Source organism: Neorhizobium sp. LMR1-1-1.1, assembly GCF_040675795.1.
GTDB lineage: Bacteria > Pseudomonadota > Alphaproteobacteria > Rhizobiales > Rhizobiaceae > Neorhizobium > Neorhizobium cellulosilyticum.
In genome coordinates this window covers 193,264-218,726 of record NZ_JBEGHE010000036.1, presented here as the reverse complement: position 1 = coordinate 218,726, position 25,463 = coordinate 193,264, and the positions used below count along the sequence as shown (strand labels likewise).

Annotated in this window: 26 protein-coding genes; 15 read left to right on the top strand and 11 right to left on the bottom strand. The window is 60.6% G+C overall.

Going from position 1 to position 25,463, the window contains the following annotated elements:
* The first annotated feature begins 153 nt into the window (after positions 1-153).
* Positions 154-990, top strand: coding sequence for an alpha/beta fold hydrolase (locus MRBLMR1_RS21410; RefSeq protein ID WP_183685820.1), 837 nt, complete (start codon positions 154-156; stop codon positions 988-990).
* Between the two features lie 220 nt (positions 991-1,210).
* Positions 1,211-2,215, top strand: coding sequence for a LysR family transcriptional regulator (locus MRBLMR1_RS21405; protein ID WP_500066093.1), 1,005 nt, complete (start codon positions 1,211-1,213; stop codon positions 2,213-2,215).
* An 82-nt stretch (positions 2,216-2,297) separates the two neighbouring features.
* Here MRBLMR1_RS21405 and MRBLMR1_RS21400 read toward each other — a convergent pair whose 3' ends face one another.
* The 10 genes from MRBLMR1_RS21400 to MRBLMR1_RS21355 form a co-directional block, all read right to left on the bottom strand.
* Positions 2,298-2,696 carry a RidA family protein gene (locus tag MRBLMR1_RS21400; RefSeq protein WP_183685641.1) on the bottom strand — a complete coding sequence of 133 codons (399 nt, stop codon included), beginning with the start codon at positions 2,694-2,696 and terminating at the stop codon, positions 2,298-2,300.
* A complete protein-coding gene (locus tag MRBLMR1_RS21395) occupies positions 2,693-3,697 on the bottom strand; it encodes an ABC transporter ATP-binding protein (RefSeq protein ID WP_286194782.1) in 1,005 nt (334 codons plus the stop codon). The genes MRBLMR1_RS21400 and MRBLMR1_RS21395 overlap by 4 nt, the downstream gene beginning before the upstream one ends.
* Complete coding sequence (locus tag MRBLMR1_RS21390; RefSeq protein WP_183685645.1) at positions 3,694-4,668, bottom strand: ABC transporter ATP-binding protein; 975 nt, start codon at positions 4,666-4,668, stop codon at positions 3,694-3,696. The genes MRBLMR1_RS21395 and MRBLMR1_RS21390 overlap by 4 nt, the downstream gene beginning before the upstream one ends.
* Entirely contained in the window at positions 4,665-6,206 is a 1,542-nt protein-coding gene (locus MRBLMR1_RS21385; protein WP_183685647.1) for a gamma-glutamyltransferase, read from the bottom strand. Before MRBLMR1_RS21385 ends, MRBLMR1_RS21390 begins: the two co-directional genes overlap by 4 nt.
* Entirely contained in the window at positions 6,203-7,123 is a 921-nt protein-coding gene (locus MRBLMR1_RS21380; protein ID WP_183685649.1) for a polysaccharide deacetylase family protein, read from the bottom strand. Before MRBLMR1_RS21380 ends, MRBLMR1_RS21385 begins: the two co-directional genes overlap by 4 nt.
* A 15-nt stretch (positions 7,124-7,138) precedes the next feature.
* On the bottom strand, positions 7,139-7,924 hold the full coding sequence (locus MRBLMR1_RS21375) for an SDR family oxidoreductase (RefSeq protein ID WP_183685650.1): 786 nt from the start codon (positions 7,922-7,924) through the stop codon (positions 7,139-7,141).
* Positions 7,925-7,931: 7 nt separating this feature from the next.
* The gene (locus MRBLMR1_RS21370; protein ID WP_183685652.1) at positions 7,932-8,801 is read right to left on the bottom strand and encodes an ABC transporter permease; all 870 of its coding nucleotides are present in this window, start codon (positions 8,799-8,801) and stop codon (positions 7,932-7,934) included.
* Positions 8,798-9,724 carry an ABC transporter permease gene (locus tag MRBLMR1_RS21365; protein WP_148147025.1) on the bottom strand — a complete coding sequence of 309 codons (927 nt, stop codon included), beginning with the start codon at positions 9,722-9,724 and terminating at the stop codon, positions 8,798-8,800. The genes MRBLMR1_RS21370 and MRBLMR1_RS21365 overlap by 4 nt, the downstream gene beginning before the upstream one ends.
* Before the next feature lie 61 nt (positions 9,725-9,785).
* Positions 9,786-11,294 carry an ABC transporter substrate-binding protein gene (locus tag MRBLMR1_RS21360; protein WP_500066089.1) on the bottom strand — a complete coding sequence of 503 codons (1,509 nt, stop codon included), beginning with the start codon at positions 11,292-11,294 and terminating at the stop codon, positions 9,786-9,788.
* A gap of 2 nt (positions 11,295-11,296) precedes the next feature.
* Positions 11,297-12,076: a GntR family transcriptional regulator gene (locus MRBLMR1_RS21355; RefSeq protein ID WP_183685656.1), complete on the bottom strand. Its 780-nt coding sequence runs from the start codon at positions 12,074-12,076 to the stop codon at positions 11,297-11,299.
* Positions 12,077-12,415: 339 nt separating this feature from the next.
* Between MRBLMR1_RS21355 and MRBLMR1_RS21350 the strand changes: the two genes are divergently transcribed.
* The 11 genes from MRBLMR1_RS21350 (at position 12,416) to MRBLMR1_RS21300 (ending at position 22,280) form a co-directional block, all read left to right on the top strand.
* Positions 12,416-13,918, top strand: a complete 1,503-nt coding sequence (locus MRBLMR1_RS21350; protein ID WP_500066087.1) for an ABC transporter substrate-binding protein — start codon at positions 12,416-12,418, stop codon at positions 13,916-13,918.
* 200 nt (positions 13,919-14,118) lie between these two features.
* Complete coding sequence (modA, locus tag MRBLMR1_RS21345; protein WP_183685660.1) at positions 14,119-14,913, top strand: molybdate ABC transporter substrate-binding protein; 795 nt, start codon at positions 14,119-14,121, stop codon at positions 14,911-14,913.
* Between the two features lie 51 nt (positions 14,914-14,964).
* Positions 14,965-15,681 (top strand): molybdate ABC transporter permease subunit, encoded by a 717-nt coding sequence (gene modB, locus MRBLMR1_RS21340; RefSeq protein ID WP_500066085.1) that lies wholly within the window; start codon positions 14,965-14,967, stop codon positions 15,679-15,681.
* Positions 15,678-16,739, top strand: coding sequence for a molybdenum ABC transporter ATP-binding protein (modC, locus tag MRBLMR1_RS21335; protein WP_500066083.1), 1,062 nt, complete (start codon positions 15,678-15,680; stop codon positions 16,737-16,739). The genes modB and modC overlap by 4 nt, the downstream gene beginning before the upstream one ends.
* A 121-nt stretch (positions 16,740-16,860) precedes the next feature.
* Complete coding sequence (locus tag MRBLMR1_RS21330; RefSeq protein ID WP_206826732.1) at positions 16,861-17,916, top strand: LacI family DNA-binding transcriptional regulator; 1,056 nt, start codon at positions 16,861-16,863, stop codon at positions 17,914-17,916.
* A 73-nt stretch (positions 17,917-17,989) separates the two neighbouring features.
* Entirely contained in the window at positions 17,990-18,658 is a 669-nt protein-coding gene (locus tag MRBLMR1_RS21325; protein WP_148147036.1) for an amino acid ABC transporter permease, read from the top strand.
* A gap of 13 nt (positions 18,659-18,671) precedes the next feature.
* A complete protein-coding gene (locus MRBLMR1_RS21320) occupies positions 18,672-19,331 on the top strand; it encodes an amino acid ABC transporter permease (protein WP_148147037.1) in 660 nt (219 codons plus the stop codon).
* A 50-nt stretch (positions 19,332-19,381) separates the two neighbouring features.
* Positions 19,382-20,179 (top strand): transporter substrate-binding domain-containing protein, encoded by a 798-nt coding sequence (locus MRBLMR1_RS21315; RefSeq protein ID WP_500066080.1) that lies wholly within the window; start codon positions 19,382-19,384, stop codon positions 20,177-20,179.
* A gap of 24 nt (positions 20,180-20,203) precedes the next feature.
* A complete protein-coding gene (locus MRBLMR1_RS21310; protein WP_183685668.1) occupies positions 20,204-20,983 on the top strand; it encodes an amino acid ABC transporter ATP-binding protein in 780 nt (259 codons plus the stop codon).
* Positions 20,984-21,038: 55 nt separating this feature from the next.
* Positions 21,039-21,944, top strand: coding sequence for a 2-hydroxyacid dehydrogenase (locus tag MRBLMR1_RS21305; protein ID WP_183685821.1), 906 nt, complete (start codon positions 21,039-21,041; stop codon positions 21,942-21,944).
* 12 nt (positions 21,945-21,956) lie between these two features.
* On the top strand, positions 21,957-22,280 hold the full coding sequence (locus MRBLMR1_RS21300) for an EthD domain-containing protein (RefSeq protein WP_183685669.1): 324 nt from the start codon (positions 21,957-21,959) through the stop codon (positions 22,278-22,280).
* Between the two features lie 148 nt (positions 22,281-22,428).
* Here MRBLMR1_RS21300 and MRBLMR1_RS21295 read toward each other — a convergent pair whose 3' ends face one another.
* Positions 22,429-23,166: an SH3 domain-containing protein gene (locus MRBLMR1_RS21295; protein ID WP_183685671.1), complete on the bottom strand. Its 738-nt coding sequence runs from the start codon at positions 23,164-23,166 to the stop codon at positions 22,429-22,431.
* A gap of 229 nt (positions 23,167-23,395) precedes the next feature.
* Here MRBLMR1_RS21295 and MRBLMR1_RS21290 point away from each other — a divergent pair, with 229 nt between their 5' ends.
* Both MRBLMR1_RS21290 and MRBLMR1_RS21285 read left to right on the top strand, forming a co-directional pair.
* Positions 23,396-24,115, top strand: a complete 720-nt coding sequence (locus tag MRBLMR1_RS21290) for a response regulator (protein WP_183685673.1) — start codon at positions 23,396-23,398, stop codon at positions 24,113-24,115.
* Positions 24,116-25,447: an ATP-binding protein gene (locus MRBLMR1_RS21285; RefSeq protein ID WP_500066076.1), complete on the top strand. Its 1,332-nt coding sequence runs from the start codon at positions 24,116-24,118 to the stop codon at positions 25,445-25,447.
* Positions 25,448-25,463: the final 16 nt, after the last annotated feature.

The window sequence follows — 25,463 nt, the reverse complement described above, 5'->3', positions numbered from 1 at the left end:
GAGTTCAAGATGACCAACACGATCCTCCCCCTCACTCGCCGCGGCGCTCTGCTCTCTGGAGCTGCCGTTGCTGCAACTCTCGCAATTCCAACCTCGTTCCCCCTTGCAGCCAATGCTGCATCCACCAAGCACCCCACAGAAGGAAACAAGACCATGGCTTATGTAACCACCAAGGACGGCGTCGAAATCTTCTACAAGGACTGGGGCCCGAAGGACGCCCAGCCGATCGTTTTCCATCATGGCTGGCCGCTGTCGTCGGACGACTGGGATGCGCAGATGCTGTTCTTCCTCTCCAAGGGCTATCGCGTCGTCGCCCATGACCGCCGTGGCCATGGCCGTTCTGCCCAGGTCTCCGAAGGTCACGACATGGACCATTATGCAGCCGACGCATTTGCCGTCGCCGAGCATCTGGATCTGAAGAATGCGGTCCATATCGGCCATTCTACCGGCGGCGGCGAAGTTGCCCGTTATGTGGCCAAGCACGGCCAGAAGGCCGGCCGTGTCGCCAAGGCGGTTCTCGTCTCTGCCGTCCCGCCGCTGATGCTGAAGACCGACAGCAATCCGGAAGGCCTGCCGATGGAAGTTTTTGACGGTTTCCGTTCTGCACTTGCCGCCAACCGCGCGCAGTTCTTCCGCGATGTTCCGGCCGGCCCGTTCTATGGCTTCAACCGTGACGGCGCCAAGGTTCAGGAAGGTGTGATCCAGAATTGGTGGCGTCAGGGCATGATGGGCGGCGCAAAGGCACATTACGACGGCATCAAGGCCTTCTCCGAGACGGACCAGACGGAAGACCTGAAGGCGATCACCGTACCGACGCTCGTCCTGCATGGCGAAGACGACCAGATCGTTCCGATCGCTGATGCGGCACTGAAGTCGATCAAGCTTTTGAAGAACGGCCAGATCAAGACCTATCCCGGCTTCTCGCACGGTATGCTCACCGTCAACGCCGACGTCCTGAACGCCGATCTGCTGGCGTTTATCAAGGGCTGAAATTGAACAAGGGCCGCGGCATTGCATTGCCGCGACCCTTTCTGTCTGCGCCGGATAAGGACGCAGTGAGATTTGTTCCTGTTTCATGACAATGATCAATCTCCCCCTGCTCTCGATGCTTTAGCCATTATTTCGATCCCCCGCCTCGGCGGACGGCATTTCGCAATACCAGCCCTCAGGCGATCGAAATGAAACGTCTATGCGAAAGAGCCCGGTTCCCATGGCACTTCCTCCCAGCTCCCGCCAGGTGCGCGCCTTTCTCGCACTTGTCCATCATTTGAAATTCACCCGCGCGGCCCAGGAACTGAACGTCTCCCAGCCGACATTGACGGTGCAGATCAATCAACTCGAGGAACAGCTGGGCATCAAGCTATTCGACCGCAACAAGCGGCGCGTCGAGCTGACACCGGCCGGGCGCAACATCCTGCCGCTGATGGAACGCCTCGCCATGAACATGGACGAGATCCTGCTCGCGGCAACCGACCTCACATATGCGCGCAGGGGTATAGTCAAGATCGCCGCCCTGCCATCGGTTGCGGCAAGTTTCCTGCCGCGTGCGATCATGGTTTTCCGCGATCAGAACCCCGGCATCGAGATCAATGTCTGGGATGTCGTCGGTGAAGATATTATCAAGCTGGTAAAAGCCGAAGAAGTCGATTTCGGCATTGGCACGCGCATCAGTTCCGACCGGACGATCAAGGTCGAGGATTATGTGTCCGATAGCCTCTGTGCGTTCTTTCCTGTCGACCACCCGCTGGCCAATGCTGCGCCGGTTCTGCAGATCAGTGACTTTGCCTCCTATCCGCTGGTGCTGACGCGAAAAAACAGCACCGTCCGGGTGCTTTTCGAGCGTTCGATGGAGCGTGAAGGCTGCGAGGTGAGCGTCGTCATGGAAGCCAACTACATGTCGACGGCGCTGAGCATGGTGCGGGCAGGGGTCGGCGTCGCCATTCTGCCGACCTCCGCCGTCGAGGCAGGGAATATGACAGGTCTTGCCTACAAGCTCGTGGATGCTCCCTGGTTCAATCGCCGGGTGGGCATTATCCGCAAGGAGGACCGTTCACTTCAGCCGGTCGCGCAGCGTTTTATCGAAACCATGCACAGCATGCCGGATCTTCGCACCGACGAAAGTTTCAAATCGGTCCGCAGGCTCGATAAGGTGCCGGCCAGAACATCAGGACCGGGGGGCGGCAGATCGGATGGTTTACTGGCCTCGGCTCCATGAGGGTCGGCCTGATCGGCCGCGGCCAGTCCCGCCGAACTGGCCTTAAATTGCACAAGCCTCTGCGTAGGATTGTAGCCTAACCTTAAGCGGCGGCGATTGCCTCGATCTCAAGCAGCCAGTCCGGGTCGTAGACATCCGTGATGATCGTCGAGAGAGCGACAAGATGCTCGCCCATCACCTCGAAGCGCACCTTTGCATTGATATCGCGGTCTTCATAACGCTTGAGGAAGGTCGTGACCTTGACCAGGTTAGACAGGCCCATTCCTGCGGCTTCGAGCTGGGCAATGACATTGGCCCAGCAAAGCCTTGCCTGCTCTTCGAAGCCTGCAGGCACCTTGCCGTCCTTGTCTGCCGGTATCTGCCCGCTGATGAACAGCAGCCTGCTGTGGCCGGATAGATCGACCGCCTGCGAATAGCGCCGATGCAGGGATTGCGGTGCGTTCTCGGCATTGACTGGTGTGATCTTCAGTTCGTCTGTCATGCAAAATACTCTTCATCATTGAGCCGGGACGCGCGCACATGGCATGCCGCCTGCTCCTGCATACCAACCTTGACGAGCGGCGGCGGCTCGCGTCGGCAGATCTCTTCGGCCAGCGGACAGCGGGTGACGAAAGAGCATCCGACCGGCGGATTGGCCGGGCTCGGCAGGTCGCCCGTCAGAATTATCCTTCTGCGGGCGCGTTGCGCGATCGGATCGGGCAGCGGTACGGCAGAAAGAAGCGCCTCGGTATACGGGTGAACCGGCCGCGCGAAAACCGCTTCCGTAGGCCCGGTCTCAACCAGTTTTCCCAGATACATGACCGCCACGCGATCGGCGAAGTGACGCACGACCGAAAGATCGTGGCTGATGAACAGGTAGGAGAGGCAGAAGCGCCTCTGCAGGTCGAGAAGCAGGTTGAGGATCTGCGAGCGGATCGACACGTCGAGTGCCGAAACCGGCTCGTCGAGAATGAGCAGTTTCGGCTGCAGCGCCAATGCCCGTGCGATGACGATGCGCTGGCGCTGGCCGCCGGAAAATGCGTTTGGCCGCCGCTCTGCATGCTGCGGATGCAGGCCGACAAGCGAAAGCAGTTCGGCTACCCGCTCGGCCCGCGACTTCGCATCGCCCACGCCATGGATAGCCAGCGGTTCGGCAATGCTGTCGCCGACTGACATTTTCGGGTTGAGCGCCGAAACCGGATCCTGAAAAACGGTCTGGATATCGCGGGAAAGCCGGATACGGGTCTGGCGTTCTCCATGCCTGACCTCCTCGCCGGCAAAGGAGATCGTGCCGGCGGTCGGGATCTGCATTCCAAGGACGGCCGCACCGAGCGTCGATTTTCCACATCCGCTTTCGCCGACCAGCGCCATGCTTTCGCCGGGCGCGATATCGAAATCGATACCGTCCACGGCCTTCACATGACGGATATCGCGGCCCCAGAAGCCTTTGCTGATTGGGAAATGGACCTTCAGTCCACGAACCGAGAGAAGAGGTGCCATCAGATAAGCGCCTCCACGCGATCGCTGTGCCAGCAGGCGGCGCGGCCGGTGTCGGGCCTTGGCGCAAGTGCCGGCATTTCGCTCAGACACCTGTCGCCGGCCACCGGACAGCGTGGATTGAAACGGCATCCGGCCGGCCATGAGCCGATATCGGGCACCGTGCCCTCGATGACCGGCAGTTCGGTCTTTGCCTGCCCGTCGAGCCGGGGAATGGTGGAAAGAAGAAGGCGCGTATAGGGGTGGCGCTGGCTGGCAAAGATCGTCTCGACCGGTGCCTCCTCGACGATCCGGCCGGAATACATCACCGCAACACGGTCTGCCATATCCGCGACCACACCCATGTCGTGGGTGATCAGCAGAATGGCCGTGTCGGTCTCGTCCCTCAGCCGTTTCATCAGTTCGAGGATCTGCGCCTGGATCGTCACGTCGAGCGCGGTCGTCGGCTCGTCGGCGATCAGGAGTTTCGGTCGACAGATCAGCGCCATGGCGATCATCGCGCGCTGGCACATGCCGCCGGAAAGCTCGAACGGATATTGCCGGTACCGCAGCTGCGGCTCGGGAATGCCGACCTCCGCCAGCATGTCGATGGCGGCGGCCTTGGCCTCACGGGACGAGACGCCGCGATGGATGATCAGGCTTTCCTCGATCTGCCTGCCGATCGGCATCAGCGGATTGAGCGAGGCGACCGGTTCCTGGAAGATCATCGCCAGCTCCGCGCCGCGCCGCAGCCGTCGCCGTTCCTCGCTGATACTGACAAGATCGGAGCCGCCGAGGTCCACTCTGCCCCTGTCGATCTTCGCCACCTTGGGAAGCAGCCCCATCACGGCAAAGGCCGTCATCGATTTGCCGCAGCCGGATTCTCCGACCAGCGACAGGATCTCTCCTGCACCGATCGCAAGCGAGACACCATCGACCACCGTATTGCCGCGGATCGAGACCGAAAGATCGCTGACGTTGAGGACTGGTCCGCTCATCGCACCTCCTCGGCCGTTGCGGCCCATGGGTGGTTCGGATGCGCCATAGCGACGAATTCATCGCCATTGCGCATCACGGCGGAGGGGATGGCGAAATTGACGGGATAGAGCGTGTCCTCGACGATCTCGACGGGAAATTCGCCCGACAGCCGGTTCGCGACATCGGCCCGCGCCCGGCGGTCGACCATGATCGTCACCCCGCTCGCGTCGATGCGCGGGCTCATGAAAGCGTCTTCCAGCGACAGTCCGAAACATGCCACATAGGATAGAAGCTGCACCACGGCAGGCATGATCTGGCGTCCGCCCGCGGCACCAAGTGCCATATAGGGCCTGCCGTCGAGGGTGGCGATGATCGGGCACATGTTGGCGAGCGGTCGCACACCCGGTGCGATCGAATTCGGCTGTCCTTTTCGCGGATCGAACCACATCATGCCGTTATTCATCAGGAACCCGGTCTGCGGCAGCACCACTTTCGAGCCGAAACGGGAAAGCAGCGTATTGGTGAGCGACACCATCGTACCTGTGGAATCGACGACGCTGACATGGGTGGTGCAGCTCCCACCACCGGCATGGCCAAGGCTATGCAGGCGATATTCCGATGCCCGGCGCAGCGCCCGCGCGAAGGCGAGCGCGCTCTTGCCGGACAAGGGGTCTTCCGTCGGCAATGTCTTGTCGAGTTCGCTGATTGCGTCGATCATCGTCGGCCCGCCGGACAGGCCGCCCATGGCATAGATGTCGAGGCCGCGATAACCGTGTTTCAGCGGCTCGAGCCAGCGAGGACGGTAGCTTGCCAGATCCTCGGCACCAATGCGCGATCCGCCATCCTGAAGATCGGTAACGATCTTGCGGGCCGTCTCACCCTCATAGAAGTCGCGCGCCCCGGCCTTTGCCAGCCGCTCCAGCGTTACAGCCTTTACCGGCATAGGCAGAAAGGCGTCGACGCCGCGCTCGGGCGCACGAGGCGGACGGCCATCGACAAGGAATATTTCTGACGATGCGTGGAAACGCGACAAGCCTGCAGCATCTATCGCCAGCGCCAGAACGGTAAACCAATCGAGCCTGGTTCCGCGGCGCGCATGCTCGATCGCCGGCTGCAGAGCCTCTTCCCATGTAAGCGTCCCGAATTTCTCCAGCGCTTCCGCCAGTCCCGCAATGGCGCCTGGCGTGCAGATCGAGGAATAACCGATGAGATTTCGGTCGCCGACGATCGATGGCCAGTTGAACCAGTCGCCGTCGCGACCGGCAGTCAGCGGATAATCTTCCGTATCAAGGTTCTGCGCCGAGATCACGTTGAAATCGAGCGTGTCTACAACGCCTGTAGTGCCATCCGCCCGTAGCATGAAACCACCGCCACCGATGCCGGAAAGCCAGGGTTCGACGATACTCAGCACGAGTGTCGTCACGACAGCCGCATCGACGGCGTTGCCCCCGCGCGAAAGCACGGCGGCGCCTGCTTCGGCTGCAAGTCGGTTCTGGCAGGCAACCAGCCCGTTGCGGCTGCGTGTCTCGCCCTTGCGGATGGTCCAGCTCTCGGTCATGCGTTTTTTCCAAATCGCCGCGCGCCGATCGGCTGCGGTATTCTCGCCTCGACGGCGAAGCGTTTTTGATTGGCAGAGCCCTGATGAAAACGGGCGATCTCGTCTGCGGTGGCCACCCAGGCCGCCGGCTCGGCCGCAATCTCCTGCAGAAGATCTTCGAGCAGTGCGATGCGCTGGGCGCGACCGGAAATCCAGTCATGCACGGTCAGAGTGAAGAGACCGCCGAAACGGTGCAAGGTGCGCCACTCCGATTTCCAGTCCTCCAGCACCATCCGGCCTGACTGCATCGGAAAGCGATCCCGCCCGCCACCTTCGAATTTGAAGAATATAGCGTCATCGACGGCCCATTGAACCGGGATTTCCGTCACGCCCTCGATCTCATAAGGATGGTCGAAACCGGAAAGCGAGCTGTCATAGCTGAGCCCCAGCCGCCTGACCTCGGACAGCATATGCGGCGTCATCTCCCAGGCGGGCGAGCGAAAGCCTGTCGGGCGCTTGCCTGTCTGCTTGACGAACAGTTCGAGGCTCGCCTCGATCGCGCCGGTAAACTCTTCATCGGAAATTTCCGAGACGATCTCGTGGAAATATCCGTGCAGGCCAATCTCGTGCCCGGCATCCAGCAGGGCCGGCAGCATGTCCGGATGCTGTTCGGCGACATGGCCCGGCACGTAGAAACTCGCCTTGAAGCCGAACCGGGCGAAAAGTTCGACCAGCCGCCATAGCCCGGTGCGTGGGCCGAAATTGCGGATCTCGTGGGTGCCGAGCCGTTCCGGCGCATTATCCCCCTGCGACCACAAAAACGGCGAGTTGGCATCGACATCGACCGACAAAAGCACCGCGGACTGCTTTCCCTCCGGCCATTGATAGGCAGGGAAGGCGGAAAGTGGGGCAGCCGGATCCGGCTTCTCATCTGACATTGCGTCCTCGTCGGCCTAGAGGGCTTTCTTCTTGTCCTGATAGACGGCGAGCGATCCGATCGAATTGCCGCCATCGACTGCCAGCGTCGCGCCGGTGATGTAGGACGCGGCGGAAGACGACAGGAACAACACGGCATTCGACACGTCGTCGCTGCTTGATGCACGGCCGAGCGGAATGGCGTCGGTCACTGTCTTGATATGTTCCTTGCTCAGGGCGCTGACGCTGCTGCCGGCCGCAAAACCCGGCTCGACGATGTTCACGCGAATACCGTATTCAGCAAGCTCGATGGCAAATCCCTTTGTCAGCCGATCGAGTGCGGTCTTGGAGGTCGAATAGGTTACGGCGGTGCGCCGCATCTTGCGGGCGGCACCTGAGGAAATGTTGACGATCGATCCCTTCACGCCCTTGCCGACCATCTGCCGGGCAAACAGTTTCGACAGATAGAACGGCGCCCTGAGGTTCACGCCCATGATTGCGTCGAAATCGTCGATATCCATGTCGAGCAGAAAGCCCGAGGGATAGATGCCGGCATTGTTGACGAGAATATCCGGCGCACCCCATCGTTTGGCAATCTCGGCGGCGAAACGGTCCATGTCGGGCGAACTCATCAGGTTCGTCGTGATACCGAAAGCCTGATCTCCGTAGATGCCGACGGTTGCTGCCAGCGCTTCGGCGCGGTGGTCGGTGAGGCAGAGCTGCGCGCCAGCCTCCGCGAAGGCCTTGGTTATCCAGCCGCCGATGATGCCACAGGCACCTGTTACGATGACCTTCTTGCCGGCAAATTCATTCTTGAAATCCATGTCGGGATTACCTTGCTTTCGGATCGAGGCGGTCACGCACGTGGTCGCCGATCAGGTTGATCGATAAAACGAGAAGGAAGAGGGCAAGCCCGGGGAAGGTGGCGATCCACCAGGCCGTTGCCACATAGTTGCGGCCGGTCGAAAGCATCGCCCCCCAGCTTGCCGTCGGCGGCTGAACGCCGAGGCCGAGGAAGGAAAGCCCCGCTTCGAAAAGCACCATCAGGCCGAATTCGAGCGTCGCGACGACCGCAAGCGAGCCTGCAATATTCGGCAGCACATGCCGGCCGAGCAACCGCAACCAGCTTGCGCCCATGAAATGCGACAGCCGCACATAGGGCATGTTGGCGACCGAAAGCGTCTGGCCATAGGCGACGCGCGCATAACGCGGCCAGCGGGTCAGCGCCAGCACGATGACCACGTTGACGAGGCCCGGCCCCATCACCGCAACGGTGATGATAGCAAACAGGATCGCCGGTACCGACAGCACGATATCGACCAGCCGCATGATGACGATCTCGACCCAGCCGCGATAAAAGGCGGCGATCATGCCCAATATGCTGCCGAGCGTGCCGGACAGGAGGACCGAAGAAAAGGCGACGAACAGCGAAATCCGTGCGCCGTAGATCAGCCGGCTCAGGACATCGCGCCCGAGTTCGTCCGATCCGAGAATATAGGTGACGCCGCGCGAGACAGTGCCGGGTGCCTTCAGCCGGGCAAGAAGGTTCTGCGTGTTCGGATCGACCGGCGCCACCAGCGGTGCGGCGAGCGCGAGCAGCACCATGGCTGTGATGATTATGAGGAAGGGCAGGGCAGCCCAGGGTATATTGGAGGACCGTGCCGGTTTGGTGGGCGCGACAGATTGTGGTTGCGCACTCATGAGCCGGCTCCCATGCGGATGCGCGGATCGATCAGGCTGTAAAGCAGGTCGGCAACGAGATTGAGGCCGATGGCCGTGATCGCGCCGAGCATAACCACACCCTGCACGACCATGAAGTCGCGGGCGGTGATCGCCTGTATGGTCAATTGTCCAAGCCCCGGCCAGGCAAACACCGTCTCGACAATGACCGCACCGGCCAGAAGATTGGCGATCTCCAGCGCCGAGACCGTCACGACCGGGATCGATGCATTGCGCAACAGGTGGCGGAAGATGATGCGGCGCATCGGCAGGCCCTTGGCGTGGCCGGTTCGCACATAATCCTTCTCCAGTTCGTCGAGCACGGCCGTCCTTGCAACGCGAGCGAACGTCGCCATCGACAAAAGGCCGAGCGCGATCGAAGGCATGACGATGCTCGACAGTTCACGCGCACCCGATGGCGGTGCCCAGCCGAGCCAGACGCCGAAGACCATGATCATCAGGATGGCGCTCCAGAAGGTCGGCATGGATTGTCCGGCAAGCACGAGGGCGGAAAGCAGCCGCGCGATCGGCCTGCCGCGACGGATCGCCAGCGTGATGCCGACCGGAATGCCGATCCCGAAGGCCACCACCAGCGCGCCGGCGGCCAGCATCAGCGTATAGGGCACACGGGTCCAGATCAGTTCGGCGACCGGGATGTTCTGCACGTAGCTGCGCCCGAGATCGAAGAACATGAGGTTGCCGATATATTCGAGATACTGGATGGCGACCGGCCGGTCGAAGCCAAGCGCGATCCTCATCCGGTCGACATCCGCCTGCGAGGCATCCATCGGCACCAGCAGCAGAACCGGGTCGCCAGCCAGCCGCTGCAGGAAGAAAATCAGGGTCATCACGCCGAAGATGGCGATCAGCGCTTGAAAAAGGCGCTTGGCAAAGAAGATCGGCACTTGCTTTTCCGCTGGTTGGGAGGGCAGCAATCCGACGATTGCAGATCGCTGCCGGCTTCCATCAGTCGTTCCAGGACATACGGTTCAGGAACATGCTTTCGTTGGCGGTCGGCTGCCATTCAAGGTTTTTGGCTCCGCCGTAAAGAACGGCAGCTTCGTAGAGCGGTACCATCGGCACGTCGTCGGCGACAAACTTGGCGACGCCGTCATAGGCCTGCTGGCGTTCCTTGTCATCGAGCGTATTGCGGGCGGCGACAAGCAGCGCATCGATCTTCGGATCCCGCAGCGACGACCACGAGCTTGAGGAATGCAGAAGCGGGAAGAGCACGCCGTCGACATCCTGGCAGGCGCAGGACCAGCGGCCGAAGGCGAAATTCGCCTGCTGCGCCGGTTCGCTCTGGGCACGCTTCAGATACGCGGCCATGTCGGTCAGCTGGATCTCGACATTAAAGCCGACATCGGAAAGCATCTGGGCGAGCGCCTGTACGATACGCTGGTCGAAGACAGGCGAGGTCGCAAACGAAAGCTTGGTCTTGCCGGCGCCTGTCTCCTCGACGATCTTCTTGGCGCCTTCCGGGTCGAATTCCACGTTCTTCAGGTTAGGCACGAAACCGAAATAGGTATCGTTCGCCATCTGGCTTGCCGGCTTGTCGAAGCCGCCAAGCAGGCCTTCGACAATGCCCTGCTTGTCGATCGCCATGGCGACAGCCTGGCGGACTTTCGGGTTGTCGAGTGGCGCGATTGTCGGGTTGAGCTTCAGATAGGCGATACGCTCCGTCAGCGCACTCAGCACCTTGGCCGAACCACTGCCTTCCAGCTGCTTTGCCTGGTCGGCATCGAGTGTCACGATCAGATCTGCATTGCCGGCCTGGAGATCGGCAAGGCGCGTTGCGGCATCGGGAACTGCGCGAAATTCGGCCTTTTCGAACGGTCCCTTATCGCCCCAGTAATCGGCATTGCGGGAAAGTGCGACCAGCGAGCCGCGGTCCCAGCGGTCGAACTTGTAGGGGCCGGAGCCGACGGGTGCCGCATTGAAGGCGTCGTCGCCGATTTTCTCGACCACATGTTTCGGTACGATCGACAGCTTTACCAACTGAGCGAGCAGAACCGGATAAGGCCCGTCGGTCGTGATCGTGACCTCGTTCTCGCCTGTCACCGCAGCCGACTTGATCTTGTTGAACTGGCTGAGCTGCGGGCTCTTGAAGGCCGGATCGATGATCCGCGTGACCGAGAAGGCGACATCCTCGGCGGTCAGTTTCTCGCCGTCATGAAACTTCACGTCGCTGCGCAGCTTGAAGACGACTTCGGAGGGAGACTTGTATTCCCAGCTTGTTGCGATCTGCGGTGCGATCTTTCCCGCATCGTCGCGAGTGATCAGGTTGTCGAAGACGTTGCGGTAGACGTAATAGCTGTCGGGGTTCCACTGCTTCTGCGGATCGAGCGAGGATGGCTCGTTCACCAGATCGACGACGAACATGTCCTTGGCGCTCGCGGGGCCGCTAAGGAAAGTTGCTCCGCCCAGAGCGGCGGCAAGCAGAAGTGCCGAAGTAATACGTCTCAAACCTGGCATTGTCAGTTCGTCCTTGTTCGTTCCTGGTTCGGTTGAAATTCATTGGTCTCGGCCTTGGTCCTTGCGGCCCGCTTGCGGCGGGTGACCGGTTCGTTAAGGATGGCCGAAGATTCAAGAAAGCGTGCTGCAAGATAGGCTTCCAGCAGGTCGGTCGCGGCGGCGAAATGCGCTTTGACGCCTTCGCTGTCGCCGGCAAGCAGGCAGGCTCCAAGTGCCGCACGGTCAGCTCCCTTAAGCTTTGCCGTGCTGCGTGCCTCGAAGAATGTGACGAGCCGCGCCGAACGATCCCACAGGTCGAAAAGCCAGCCGCTCACCGTCGGCATGTTGAGCCGTGTTGCCAGCAGTGAAAGCAGGTCGCGTTCAGCGCGCCGCAGCGTTCCCTGCAGATCGAGAGACGGGTCGCTGCGTCCGTGAAGGGCCGCATACATGTCGCACAGCTTCGCTACATGTGCCTGGTCCGCCTCGGTCAGTTTCACCTCCGCCAGAATGGCTTCCAGATGCCGCCGCCCGGCAACGATTTCGCGAATCTCGCCGGCAGAAACCGGGGCGACCTGCCAGCCGCTTCTGGGTGCCGCCGTCACAAGGCCGCTCGCCTGAAGGCGCTGCAGGGCCATGCGCACCGCACCGCGGCCGATGGCGAACTCATCGCAAAGCCGGGCCTCCGAAAGCACTTCGCCGGGCTTCAATACGCAATGCACGATTGCGCTGCGCAGCGTCTGTTCGGCAGAGAGACCTTTGCCCAGACCGGGCACCGGCGACGAATAGGCATCACTATCAAGCATTCTGGTATCTCAATTCGTTATTCTGGCAGCCGAAATGGCCGTCCTCTGATCCCTTCATCGTCAGATTCACGAAACTTGTCAAAGCAGATTCCTGGAGCCGGAGCCGACCGTGTGGCCATACCCTCTAACCTTCAACTATTCCGGCTTTCTGGCATCAGGCTGTTCACCTCGACTTTCAGGATTGCATAGCGAAATTTAAGATGTCAACATGAGTTTATGAAATGTCATTTATTTTAATTGACATCTCAGAATTAGAATAAAGTTGCATGACCTGCGCCGGTCAGCAGTTCAAGCTAAGGCGTTTCGAGAACTGATTTTCGCTGATAAGGGGAACAACTCATGCGATCACACAGGCATATTCTCGCTGGCATCATTTTCGCCGCAACCAGCATTGCATTACCGTTACAGGCTTACGCCTCTAAGGATCTTTTTGTCATTGATCTGCCGGGCGAGCCGTCGTCGCTTGACCCGCATGTCCAGTGGAATCCGGACAGCTACAACGTCTATCGCAACGTCTTCGACAACCTCGTCACGCGTGATGACGAGGGCAAGATCGTCCCGCAGATTGCCACCAGCTGGGATTATCTTTCCGACACACAGATCCGCTTCAAGATCCGCGATGACGTCACCTTCCATGATGGGACTAAGCTGACAGCCGAAGATGTCGCCTTCTCGGTGAAGCGCATCACCGATCCCGCCTTCGCCAGCCCCCAACTCGGACAGTTCAACCAGATCACCGATGCGGTCGCTGACGATCCGACGACGATGACGCTGACCACCAACGGTCCGTATCCGCCCCTCTTCGCCCAGTTGGTCAAACTGTCGATCGTGCCGAAGGCCGTAGTCGAGAAAGTAGGCAAGGACGCCTTCAATCTCAGCCCTGTAGGCTCCGGCCCGTACAAGTTCGAAAAATGGCAGCGCGGCGTCGAGGTGACGCTCGCGCGCAATGAGAGCTATTGGGGTGACAAGGGCGCCTTCCCGAAAGCCGTCTTCCGCGCCGTGCCGGATGCCGCGACCCGCGTTGCCAATCTGCAGGCTGGTGCGAGTGATCGTGCGACCTATCTGAACGGCGACCTCGTTGCGCAGATCCAGTCGTCGGGCAAGGGCAAGGCCCTGGTTGGCAATACCGAGCGTGTCGCCTATCTAGGCATGAATGTCACCAAGGCGCCGCTCGACAAGCCTGCAGTTCGCGAGGCGATCGCCATGGCGATCGACAAGGTCGGCATTGCCGAGGGCATCCTGGCGACCGGAGAAAAGCCGGTCCCGGAAATCGCCTCACCCGCCCATATGGGCTGGGTCGAAGGCATCGAGGCGCTGCCTTTCGATGCGGCCAAGGCAAAGGAGATCATCTCTTCCACGCCCGGCGCAGACACACCCATCAAGCTCTTGACTTCGCCGGTCTATGACCAGCGCGTCGTGCAGGCGATCCAGCAGATGCTCAGCGATGCCGGCATGAAGATCGAGATCGAGATGACCGACATGCCCAACTGGCTGAAGCAGATGCAGGGTGGGCCTGGCGTCATCCCCGCAATCGCCTTCAGTCGTTGGAGCTGCGGATGCCAGGATGCCGACGGAATTCTCTATCCGCTGCTGCATTCGTCGAGCGGCTGGTCGAGCATCAAGGATGCCGAGATCGATGCAGCGCTCGATCTAGCCCGCAAGTCGCTGTCGCAGGAAGAGCGACTGGCCGCCTACAAAAAGGTGCATGAGAAGGTGAATGCGGAAAACCTCATCATCCCGCTCTATCAGGCCTCCGTTGTCTACGGCGCCGCCGAACAGGTCTCCTTTACGCCGACGCCGAACGAAAGCATTTTCCTCAACCGGATCGAATGGAACGATTGAGCGTCGCCTCGTGGAGGAGGATGTCTCGACCTCCTCCAGCGATATTTACGCTCCCCCGCCGAGCCTGGATTGCTGCTTGCGTGACGATCGACAAAAGTGCTCCGTGAAAAATCATTATATCCGGATAAATATAACGCTGGCCAAGGTGGTGCGTCTCGATATATTTGCCGGAATATTTCGATGATTGAGGGAGCCTGACAATGAAAATCGTTGACCGTCGCTGGATCAATAAAGCCGTAGTTGCGGCCGCAATGACCTTCACTGTCATGGCATCGGCCATGACACCTGCCTCCGCGCAGGAAAAAGTCACCGTATTTGCCGCCGCCAGCATGAAAAACGCGCTCGACGCAGCCAACAAGGCCTGGAGCGCTGAAACCGCTAAGGAAGTGACTGCCTCCTATGCGGCAAGTTCGGCGCTTGCAAAACAGATCGAAAGCGGCGCGCCGGCAGACATCTTCATCTCGGCCGACCTCGACTGGATGAAATATGTTTCCGACAAGAAGCTGGTGAAGGAAGACACCAAGTCCAACTGGCTCGGCAACCGCATCGTGCTGGTCGCACCGAAGGAAAATGCCAAGCCGGTCGATATCAAACAGGGCTTTGATCTCGCGGGTCTTCTCGCCGGCGGCAAGCTTGCCATGGGCGCACCGGACAGCGTTCCGGCGGGCAAATACGGCAAGGCCGCGCTTGAAAAGCTCGGCACCTGGGCATCGGTCGAAAAAAGCGTTGCCGGTGCCGAAAGCGTGCGCGCCGCACTCGCACTCGTCTCCCGCGGCGAGGCGCCCTACGGCATCGTCTACGCAACCGATGCCGCTGCCGATCCGGGCGTTGCCGTCGTCGGCACCTTCCCGGAAGAAAGCCATGCTCCGATCATCTACCCGATCGCTATCCTGTCCGAATCCAAGGCGCCGGATGCTAGTGCCTACCTCGACTATCTGAAGTCCTCCAAGGCCGCCCCCTTCTTCGAGAAGGAAGGTTTTACGGTTCTGAAGTAACGTCTTGAACAACAGGAAATGGCGGCTTCCGCTTCAGCGGAGGCCGTTTTCATGCGGAGTGGATCGTTGGACTGGCTGATATTGAGCGATGAGGAATGGGTGGCGATCAGGCTCAGTCTCTGGGTCTCCGGCATCGCCATGATCGTCAGTCTGCCCTTCGGCATCGTTACCGCCTATCTACTGGCGCGGGGAAAATTCTGGGGCAAGTCGATCCTCAACGGCATCGTCCATCTGCCGCTGATCCTGCCGCCTGTCGTTACCGGTTTCATCCTGCTCGTGCTTTTCGGCCGCCGCGGCGTTATCGGCTCTTTCCTCAACGAATATCTCGGCATCGTTCTTTCCTTCCGCTGGACGGGGGCTGCGCTTGCCTGCGGCGTTATGGGGTTTCCGCTGATGGTGCGCTCCATCCGCCTGTCGATCGAGAGCGTCGATCGCAAGCTAGAGGAGGCCGCCGGAACGCTTGGTGCAAGCCCTGCCTGGGTGTTCTTGACCGTCACGTTGCCGCTGATCCTGCCCGGTATCATTGCCGGCATGATCCTCGCATTTGCAAAGGCGATGGGCGAGTTCGGCGCAACGATCACCTTCGTCTCCAACATTCCGGGCGAGACGCAGACGCTGTCGGCCGCCATCTACACCTTCACCCAGGTGCCGGGCGGCGATCTCGGCGCCATGCGCCTCACCATCGTTGCGATCGTCATCTCCTTTGCCGCATTGCTCGCCTCGGAACTGCTTGCTCATGTCGTTGGAAAGAGGGTGAGCCCGCAATGACCCTTCTCGTCGAAGCAAGACAAAAACTCGGGGCCTTCTCGCTCGATGCCGGCTTTTCATCCGAAGGCGGGGTCACCGCGCTGTTCGGCCGTTCGGGGTCCGGCAAGACGTCCATGGTCCGGATCATTGCAGGTCTTTCGAAACCCGATCATGGTCAGCTGGTGATCGATGGCGAAGTGCTGGTCGATACGGAAAAACGCATTTTCGTGCCCACGCACAGGCGGCGCTTCGGCTACGTCTTTCAGGAAGGTCGACTTTTCCCGCATCTCTCGGTCCGCCAGAACCTCACCTATGGCCGCTGGTTCGCGCCAAAGAATGCACAATCGGCCGAGTTCGACCGGATCATCGACATGCTTGGCATCGATGCGCTGCTGGAGCGGCGGCCCGGTGGCCTGTCCGGTGGCGAAAAGCAGCGCGTGGCAATCGGCCGTGCCCTGCTGTCAGCGCCGCGCCTACTGTTGATGGACGAACCGCTTGCCGCACTCGACGAAGCCCGCAAGGCCGAAATCCTCCCTTATCTGCAGCGCCTGCGCGACGAGACGGCAACGCCAATCGTCTATGTCAGTCATTCGGTTGCCGAGGTGGCGCAGCTCGCCCATAAGGTGGTGATGATGAAGGATGGCCGGGTCGAAGCAACCGGTACACCATCCGAAATTCTCTCACTGCCATCCACCGACCGACGGGAAGCCGGTGCGGTACTGTCCGGCACAGTTCAGATGGCGGATACTGCGCACGGCCTTTCAACGGTCAATCTTTCGGCGGCCAGCATGACTGTGCCGACCGCAAGGCTTGTCGCCGGCCAGAACGTGCGCATTCATATTCCCGAACGGGATGTGATGGTCGCGACGATCCGCCCGGAAGGCCTGAGCGCGCTCAATATCATCGAAGGACATGTGTCTTCGATCGAGCCGGATGGCGAGGGAATGGCGCGTATCCACATCCGCTCAGGCGACGATATCGTGCTTGCCCGCATCACCACGCTCTCGGTGGAGCGGCTGCAGCTTGCCGTCGACAAATCCATCTTTGCGGTCATCAAGACGGTCGCTCTGGAGCGATAGGATACACTGTCGGAAACTGAGGGTAATCGATTTTCGTGCTCGCCGAAGGATTGACCGAGGATTGATAGCGATCAATCTATAGGCGCAATACTGCTTCGGCTCGGGAGGACGATGCACAGCCATGTTATCCGAAGGCCGAAAGAAAAATCGCGTCACGCTGCTGGATGTTGCCCGTCATGCCAGCGTCTCGCGCGCAACAGCGTCGCTCGTCATCCGCAAGAGCCCGCTGGTCAGTACCGAGACCCGCGCCAAGGTCGAGGCGGTGATGCAGGAGCTTGGTTATGTCTACAATATGGGCGCGGCAAGGCTCAGGGCCGATCGCAGCCTGACGATCGGCGTCGTCATTCCAAACCTCGTCAATCCGTTCTTCACCGAATTGCTGGCGGGCATTGATCGGGTCATCGATTCAGCCGGCATGGTGGTGATCCTGGTCAATAGCGGAGACCTCGTCGCCCGTCAGGAAACATTGCTGACGCGCATGCGCGAACACGGCGTTGATGGCATTATCCTCTGCCCGGCCGCTGAAACGGAGATGTCGCTGGTCGAGAAGATGGTCGAGTGGGACCTGCCACTCGTCCAGGTCCTGCGCCGCGTTACCGACGATTGCGATTATGCCGGTGTCGATTATGCTTTTGGCATGCGCCAGGCGGTGGATCATCTGGCGGAACTCGGGCATCGGGATATCGCTTTCGCCCTGCATGGTCCGGTTCATTCGGCCTACCAGGAGCGGGTCGACGGCTTTCGTGACGCAATGCAGGCGCGTGGGCTCGACCCCGAAAATGTCATCCGCGTGCCGCACCAGATTGCCGCAATCGCGGAGGCCGCCGGATTGTTTACCGAAGGTTCGCGTCGATCGAGCGCAGTCGTCTGCTTTAACGATGTCGTCGCTCTCGGCCTCTCTGCCGGGCTCTACGATCTCGGCATCAGCATTGGTCGCGATTTCTCGCTGGTGGGTTTTGACGATGTCGCGGATGCCGAGGCAATGCGCCCGCGCCTGACATCCGTTGCAACCTTTCCCGAAGCGATCGGGGAAGGAGCTGCAAAGCTGCTTCTGGATCGATTGGCCCAGCCGGATCTGGCGCCTCGCAAACTCGTGAAGGCACCGCAGCTGCATATTCGCCAATCAAGCGCCATTTGGCGTGGAAGCAGCTTGGGAAGACAGCAAGAATCGGGTTGACGTTGTCGGACAACTGATTTAGATCGATCTAAATCGTCGCATGGAGGTGCGGCATACGAGCGCGGAGGAGCCCTTGTACACTTTCAATTTCGAGCCCGTATTGGCGGGTTTTGACAAGCTCCTGCTCGGCGCCTGGGTAACGGTGCAGCTGTCCTGCGCCGCGATGGTGATCGGCCTGATCCTGTCGATCCTCTGTGCTGCAGGCAAGACGTCGCGGGTTGCGCCGCTGCGCTGGGTCATCGATGCCTATATCGAGATCATCCGCAACACGCCCTTCCTGGTGCAGATCTTCTTCATCTTCTTCGGCCTGCCGTCGCTCGGCATCCGGCTGTCGCCCAACAGCGCGGCGCTCGTTGCGCTGGTGGTGAATTTCGGTGCATACGGCACGGAAATCATCCGCGCCGGCATCGAGTCGATCCAGAGGGGCCAGGTCGAGGCAGGTACCGCGCTCGGCCTCTCCAAGCTGCAGATCTTTCGCTACATCATCATGAAGCCGGCGCTCCGGACGGTTTACCCGGCGCTGACCAGCCAATTCATCTATCTGATGCTGACCTCCAGCGTGGTCTCCGCGATCTCCGCCGATGATCTGGCTGCTGCCGGCAATGACCTGCAGTCGGCGACCTTCGCCAGCTTCGAGGTCTATATCATCATCACGGCCATGTATCTCATCATGTCGATCGGGTTTTCCGCGGTCTTCTCGATGATCGAAAAGGCCGCCTTCAGATATCCGTTGAGCCGCTGAGGAGGGCCGGATCATGCTTATCAGACCTTTTGGCATCAACGAGTTCTGGATCATCGTCATGGCAGCGCAGTGGACGATTGCGCTTTCCGCAATCGCCTTTGCCGGCGGTGGCGTCGGTGGTCTGCTGATCGCGCTTGCCCGCGTCTCCGATGCGAAATGGCCGCGGCTGCTTGCCACCGGTTTCATCCGCGTCTTCCAGGGCACGCCGCTCTTGATGCAGCTCTTCCTGGTGTTCTTCGGCATGAACATTATGGGCTTTGCCATCAATCCGTGGATCGCGGCGGCCGTCGCGCTGACCCTGCATGCCAGCGCGTTTCTGGGTGAAATCTGGCGCGGCTGCATCGAGGCGATCCCGCCCGGCCAGCGTGAGGCGGCTACCGCCCTTGGCCTGCGTTACTTCAACCGCATGCGCTACATCATCCTGCCGCAGGCAAGCCGGATTGCGATTGCCCCGACGGTCGGTTTTCTGGTGCAGCTGATAAAGGGCACATCGCTTGCCGCGATCATCGGTTTCACCGAGCTCACGCGTCAGGGCCAGATCATCAACAATGCGACATTCAGCCCGTTCATGGTGTTCGGCACCGTGGCTGCAGTCTATTTCATCCTGTGCTGGCCGCTGTCGCTGCTCGCACGTCGCATGGAAGTGAAGTTTTCCCGGTCGACAACGCGTTGACCGGTCCTTTGCCGGCGGGAGGATGCCGGTGGACAAGAAAGGGTAGGAACATGAGCATTTCGAGACGCATGGCAATGGCCGGCATCGGTGCCGCACTGGTCATCGGTGCAACCGCTTCATTCGCATCGGCACAGACGGTCGAAACCATCAAGTCGGCCGGTACGATCAAGATCGGCATGATGGTCGACTTCCCGCCATTCGGCATCATGAACACGTCGAACCAGCCGGACGGCTATGATGCCGACGTGGCCAAGCTGCTCGGCGCCGAATGGGGCGTCAAGGTCCAGATCGTTCCGGTCACTGGCCCGAACCGCATTCCCTACCTGCAGAGCAATCAGGTCGACCTGCTCGTCGCGTCGCTTGGCATCACCGAAGAACGCGCCAAGAATGTCGACTTCTCGCAGCCCTATGCCGGCATCTCGATCGGCGTCTTCGGCGCTTCCGACACCAAGGTTTCCAAGCCGGAAGACCTGTCGGGCAAGACGATCGGCGTCGCCCGTGCATCCACGCAGGATACGGCCGTCACCAAGGTCGCTCCGAAGGACGCCAAGATCCAGCGTTTCGATGACGATGCCAGCGCCGTTCAGGCACTGCTGTCCGGTCAGGTCGAACTGATCGGCGTTTCCAACGTCGTCGCCACCCAGATCGAGCAGGCAGCTCCGGGTCGTTTCGACCAGAAACTGCAGCTCAGCCAGCAGGTTCAGGGTATCGCCGCTCGCAAGGGTTCGGCCGAATTGTTGACCGCTGTCAACGCTTTCGTCGAAAAGGCCAAGGCGGATGGCGAGTTGAACAAGATCCACGAAAAGTGGCTCGGTTCGCCGCTGCCGGATTTCGTCGCCAAGAAGTAATTTAAGACTGAAGGAGTTCCTCGCATGACCGAGGCAAAAGCGAACGCAACAGCGGCGGCCGTGCGCGGGACTTCCGATCTGGCCGTGCATATGGAAGGCGTCAACAAGTGGTATGGCGCCTACCACGCCCTCAAGGACATCAACCTCGAGGTCAATCGCGGTGAGCGCATCGTCATCTGCGGGCCGTCCGGCTCGGGCAAGTCGACGCTGATCCGCTGTATCAACCAGCTGGAAATCATCCAGCAGGGCCGCATCGTCGTCGATGGTCACGACCTGACCGCCGGTGGCAAGAATGTCGATCTGGTGCGCCAGGAAACCGGCATGGTTTTCCAGAGCTTCAACCTCTTTCCGCATATGACCGTGCTCGAAAACTGCACGCTCGCGCCGATGAAGGTACGCGGCATTTCCAAGGCCGAAGCCGAGAAGACGGCGCGTCGATTCCTTGAGCGTGTCCGCATTCCCGAACAGGCCGAAAAATACCCGGCGCAGCTTTCCGGTGGCCAGCAGCAGCGTGTGGCGATTGCCCGCGCGCTCTGCATGAACCCGAAGATCATGCTGTTCGACGAGCCGACCTCCGCACTCGATCCGGAAATGGTCAAGGAAGTGCTCGATACGATGATCGACCTTGCCAAGGAAGGCATGACCATGCTCTGCGTAACCCACGAGATGGGATTCGCGCGTCAGGTGGCCGACCGGGTGATCTTTATGGATCGCGGTGAAATTCTGGAAATGGGGCCGCCGGATACGTTCTTCGAAAACCCGAAGAACGAGCGTCTGAAGAACTTCCTCGGCCAGATCGCCTGATCCAAAATCGATAAGGATACTGCAGATGAAACCGGACCTCCTGCTTCTCGAACAGATGATGAAGCCGATCGAGGAACAGCTCGATGCGCTCTACACCGTGCATCGCGCCTATGACCCAAGCCAGAAACAGTCGATCGAGGAAGCGCTGCCGCGCATCCGTGCGGCTGCAACCGGCGGCGGCGGCGGCATTTCCAAGGAGTGGATCGAAAAGCTGCCGAACCTCGGCGTTGTCGCCGTCAACGGCGTCGGCACTGATAAGATCGACCTGAAATTCGCCCGCGAGCGAAATATCGATGTTGCGACTACGCTCGGCGTGTTGACCGATGATGTCGCCGATGTCGGCATCGCCCTTATCCTCGCTACTCTCCGCCAGGTCGTTGCCGGCGATGCTTATGTGCGCAGCGGCAACTGGAAGAAGGGCGGTTTCCCGCTCGCCACCAGCCCCAAGGGCAAGAAGCTCGGCATTCTCGGCCTCGGCCAGATCGGCAAGGCCGTTGGACGCAAGGCTGAAGCCTTCGGCATGGATGTTCGCTACTGGAACCGTTCGCCGGTCAAGGACACGAGCTGGAAGGCCTGTGCTTCGCCGCTCGATCTCGCCCGCGACAGCGACGTCCTTTGCGTCGTCATCTCCGCCAATTCCGAGACCTTCAACATCGTCAATGCCGAGATGCTCGAAGCGCTTGGCCCGAACGGCTATCTCATCAACATCGCCCGCGGCACGGTGGTCGATGAAGACGCGCTGCTTGCCGCCCTGACCGCCGGCAAGATCGCCGGTGCCGGCCTCGACGTCTTCGTCAACGAGCCGAACATCCGCGAGGAATTCTTCACCGCGCCGAACACCGTGCTTCTGCCGCATGTCGGCAGCGCGACGCATGAAACCCGCATGGGCATGGGCGAAATGGTCCTGAAAAACCTTGCTGCCTACTTCGCCGGCGAAAAGCCGCCGACCACCGTCAACTGAGGATAGCCAGCGATGATCATCCGTCAGGCATTTTTCGAAGGCTCGATCCATGCTGGCAAGGAAGGCGCCTTCAAGGTCTATGTCGCGGAAAAGCTGATGCCGATGTGGCTGGCTTTCCCCGGCATCCGAGAGGTCAAGGTCCTGTACGCCGTCGAACGCGACGAGGGCGCTCCGCCCTTTCCGATGGTGCTTTGGACCGCCTATGACAGCCGCGAGGCGCTTGCCGCCGCACTGGACTCTCCGGTTCGCTATGAAAGCCGCGAGATGACCAAGGGCCTGCTGGAAATGTTCGACGGACATATCCATCACCACGTCTTCGATCTCGCGCACGGATAAGAAGATCACATAGCCCGGCTGGTGTTCGGCAGCCGGGCTATGAGCAATTCCAGCAAAAGTGGGAACCGGTTTTGCGTCCGGAATTGCGTTGAAAAAAATCGATAGAGCGGTTTCGCCTTTCACGGAAAGACGGAGCCGCTCTATCGTGTTACGGTTGGTCGAATGAGCCGTGACGAATTCGCGTGTTGCCGAGCGGCCCGCGCGTCACCGATGCGCCGCCGCATTTTTCCGGACCGCAGCCGCCGACAGCCGCCCGTCCGCCGCCATTCGGGCCTCTGGTGACGGCAGCGCCGCCGCAATTTCCATCATTGCACCCGCCGGCCGCAGCCCTCGCACCGCCGTAAGGTCCGCGCGTCACGGCTGCCGCGCCACAGCCGCGGTCTCCGCAGCCGGCCACGACCGAACGCGATCCACCGCCGACATAATAGCGGTCCCAATGCCCCTGCCAGGGCTGCGAATGGTAATGCGCATCCCAATAGGCGACGCTGAAGGCGACCGTGGCGATGCCGACGACCGGCGCGATCGATGCGGTCAGCACGGTCGGGCGGCCATTATACAAGACCTGGATATAGCTTGCCGCCACCCAGCCGCGAGCGCCCGATCCGCTGACATCGCACCACGACCGGTCTCCGGTGCAGCCATAGACGGCAAGCGAAGCACTCTGCGGCATGACCATCACCACCGGATACCGCGTGCTCGGCCCGGCGCGCAGGTTGACGCTGGTCACCGCAACGCCGTTGATTGCCGCGGAAGCCTTGTTGATGCCTCCGAAGCAGAAGAGTACCAGCAGCGCCAATATCGAAAGCGACGCGGCTTTGCGCATCGCGGGCATCGATTGGAGGGCTTCTGTGGCCCGGATGTCGTGTGAAAGGTAGATTGCAGACATGGAAAGCTCGGCTCCTTGTATTGAAGAAGTCGCCATTGTCCCGCGTCCGTTTTGAACGGCTGTTTCAGCTTTGCTACAAAAGTTTGCAGACGGGCATGCCGATTGGCCCAGCATTCCCGCGGCGCTGTAACAAATTGCAACAAATCCGAAATCGTCTCGAAATCGCAGTCCTGTCTGATAGGCTCATACTTGGCTGGATAGGCCCGGTTGGGTGATGGAGCAGCGTAAAATGGATGAACAGTTGAAAATTCTGGTTGTCGAGGACGACCCGGAAATTCGCGACCTGCTCGATGAATTCCTCACCGGTGAGGGGTATCTGGTGCAGACGGCCGACAGCCCGCCATCGGCCGACCGGCTGGTCGAGCGCCGCTGGCCGGATCTGATCATTCTCGACCTGATGATGCCGCGCGAAGACGGCCTGTCGTTCTGCCAGCGCATCCGCGCGCGGTCCCAGGTTCCGATCATCATGCTGACCGCCAAGACCGCCGAGATCGATCGCATCGTCGGGCTGGAATTCGGCGCCGATGATTATCTCGGCAAACCTTTCAATCCGCGCGAACTGCTCGCCCGCATGCGGGCCGTGATGCGCCGCACGACCGCGAAGGGGATTGCGTCGGATCCGGGCAATTCGGTCAAGCGCTTCGCCGGTCTCGTCGTCGATCCGCAGGCGCGCAGCATCATGACGGAAGACGGTGCGAGCGTGCCGCTCACCACAACAGAATTCGACCTTCTCGCCTGTTTCCTCGAACGGCCGAAGCGGGTTCTCTCCCGCGACCAGTTGCTCGATTTTACCCGCGGATCGTCCGCGGAGACCTATGACCGGACGATCGACGTAACGATCTCGCGCCTTCGAACCAAGCTCGCCGCCTGCTTGCCCCCGGATGTCCGGGTCATCACCACCGTGCGCAATGTCGGTTATCTGTTCAACCCCACTGTGACGGACGGCTGAATGTTGTTGAGAAAGATCGGCATTGTCGCCCGTATTGCGCTGATCGTCACGGCTGCGCTGTTCGTCAGCCAGTTGTTCGTGGTGATCTCCTATCTGCATGGCGAGCGATCTCCACCGCCGCCTTTCGCCATCGCCAAGCGGATCGTCGCCGTCGTTCGACTGCTGGATGAAACCGAGATCCGTAACCGTGAGGATGTGCTTGCTGTGTCGAGCGTCTCCGGGTTCCAGGTCTCGGTGATTTCCGCCATGCCCGAAGGCTTCGAGGATGACTTCAGCCTGGGACGCATGGGCGTGCTTACCCGAAAGATGATCGATGATCTCGAGCCCGGGCGGGTCGTCCGGGTGGGCGCGGTCCGATCCGGCGAGCACCGGCGCAATTCATCGCTGATGACATTCGTCGTCGGGCTCAAATCCGGAGAGATCGCCCGGTTCTCGGTTTCCGACGAGACGACATTGCGGGTCTGGAACTTGCCGGTCGGTTTTCTCGCGGGTTTCTTCGGCATTGTCGTCGCGATCATCGCTGTCCTTGCTGTGGCGCGTGAAACGCGGCCGCTTGCCCAGTTGGCACGAACCGTCGATGAGCTCGGAAACCGCATCGAGCCAGTGCAGGTGAAGGAGAGGGGAGCGCGGGAACTTCGCACCCTGATCCGGGCGATTAATGCCATGCAGGGGCGCATCCTCGGCCTTGTCAACAACCGCACCCTGTTTCTCGGGGCGATCTCGCACGATCTGAAGACTTACCTCACGCGTTTCCGCCTGCGGCTGGAGATGATGCCGGCAGGCACCCATCGAGAAAAGGCCATTCATGATGTCGAGACGATGGAGCAGTTGCTGAACGACGTGCTTCTGTTCGCCAGTGAAAGCTCTGCCGGATCCGAGAAGGAGACGGTGGAACTGAATGCAGCAGTCAGCACCTCGGCCATCGAAGTCGCCCCGTCCGGAGATGCGGTTCAACTCGCCCTCTCGGCCGATCCCCTCAATGTCCGGCTGCCGCGAAAGGCACTGCGAAGGGTGATCGACAATCTGTTGTCCAACGCTTTGCGCTACGGCACGCATGCCCGGATAAGAACCGAAAGGCGTGATGGCATGGCCTGTCTGATCATCGAGGATGACGGGCCGGGCATAGGGGAGAAGGACATGCCCTTCGTCTTCGAACCCTTTTTCCGCGCTGAACCGTCGCGAAACCGGAGCCATGGCGGCACCGGCCTCGGCCTTGCCATCGTCATGCAGATCCTCGATGCGCATGGCGGCACGATCACGCTTGAAAACAGGACGGCAGGTTCCGGTCTTGTCGCCACCGTCTGTCTGCCGGCGGAAGGAGCGGCGCGCTGAGCGGCGCGCGTTGATA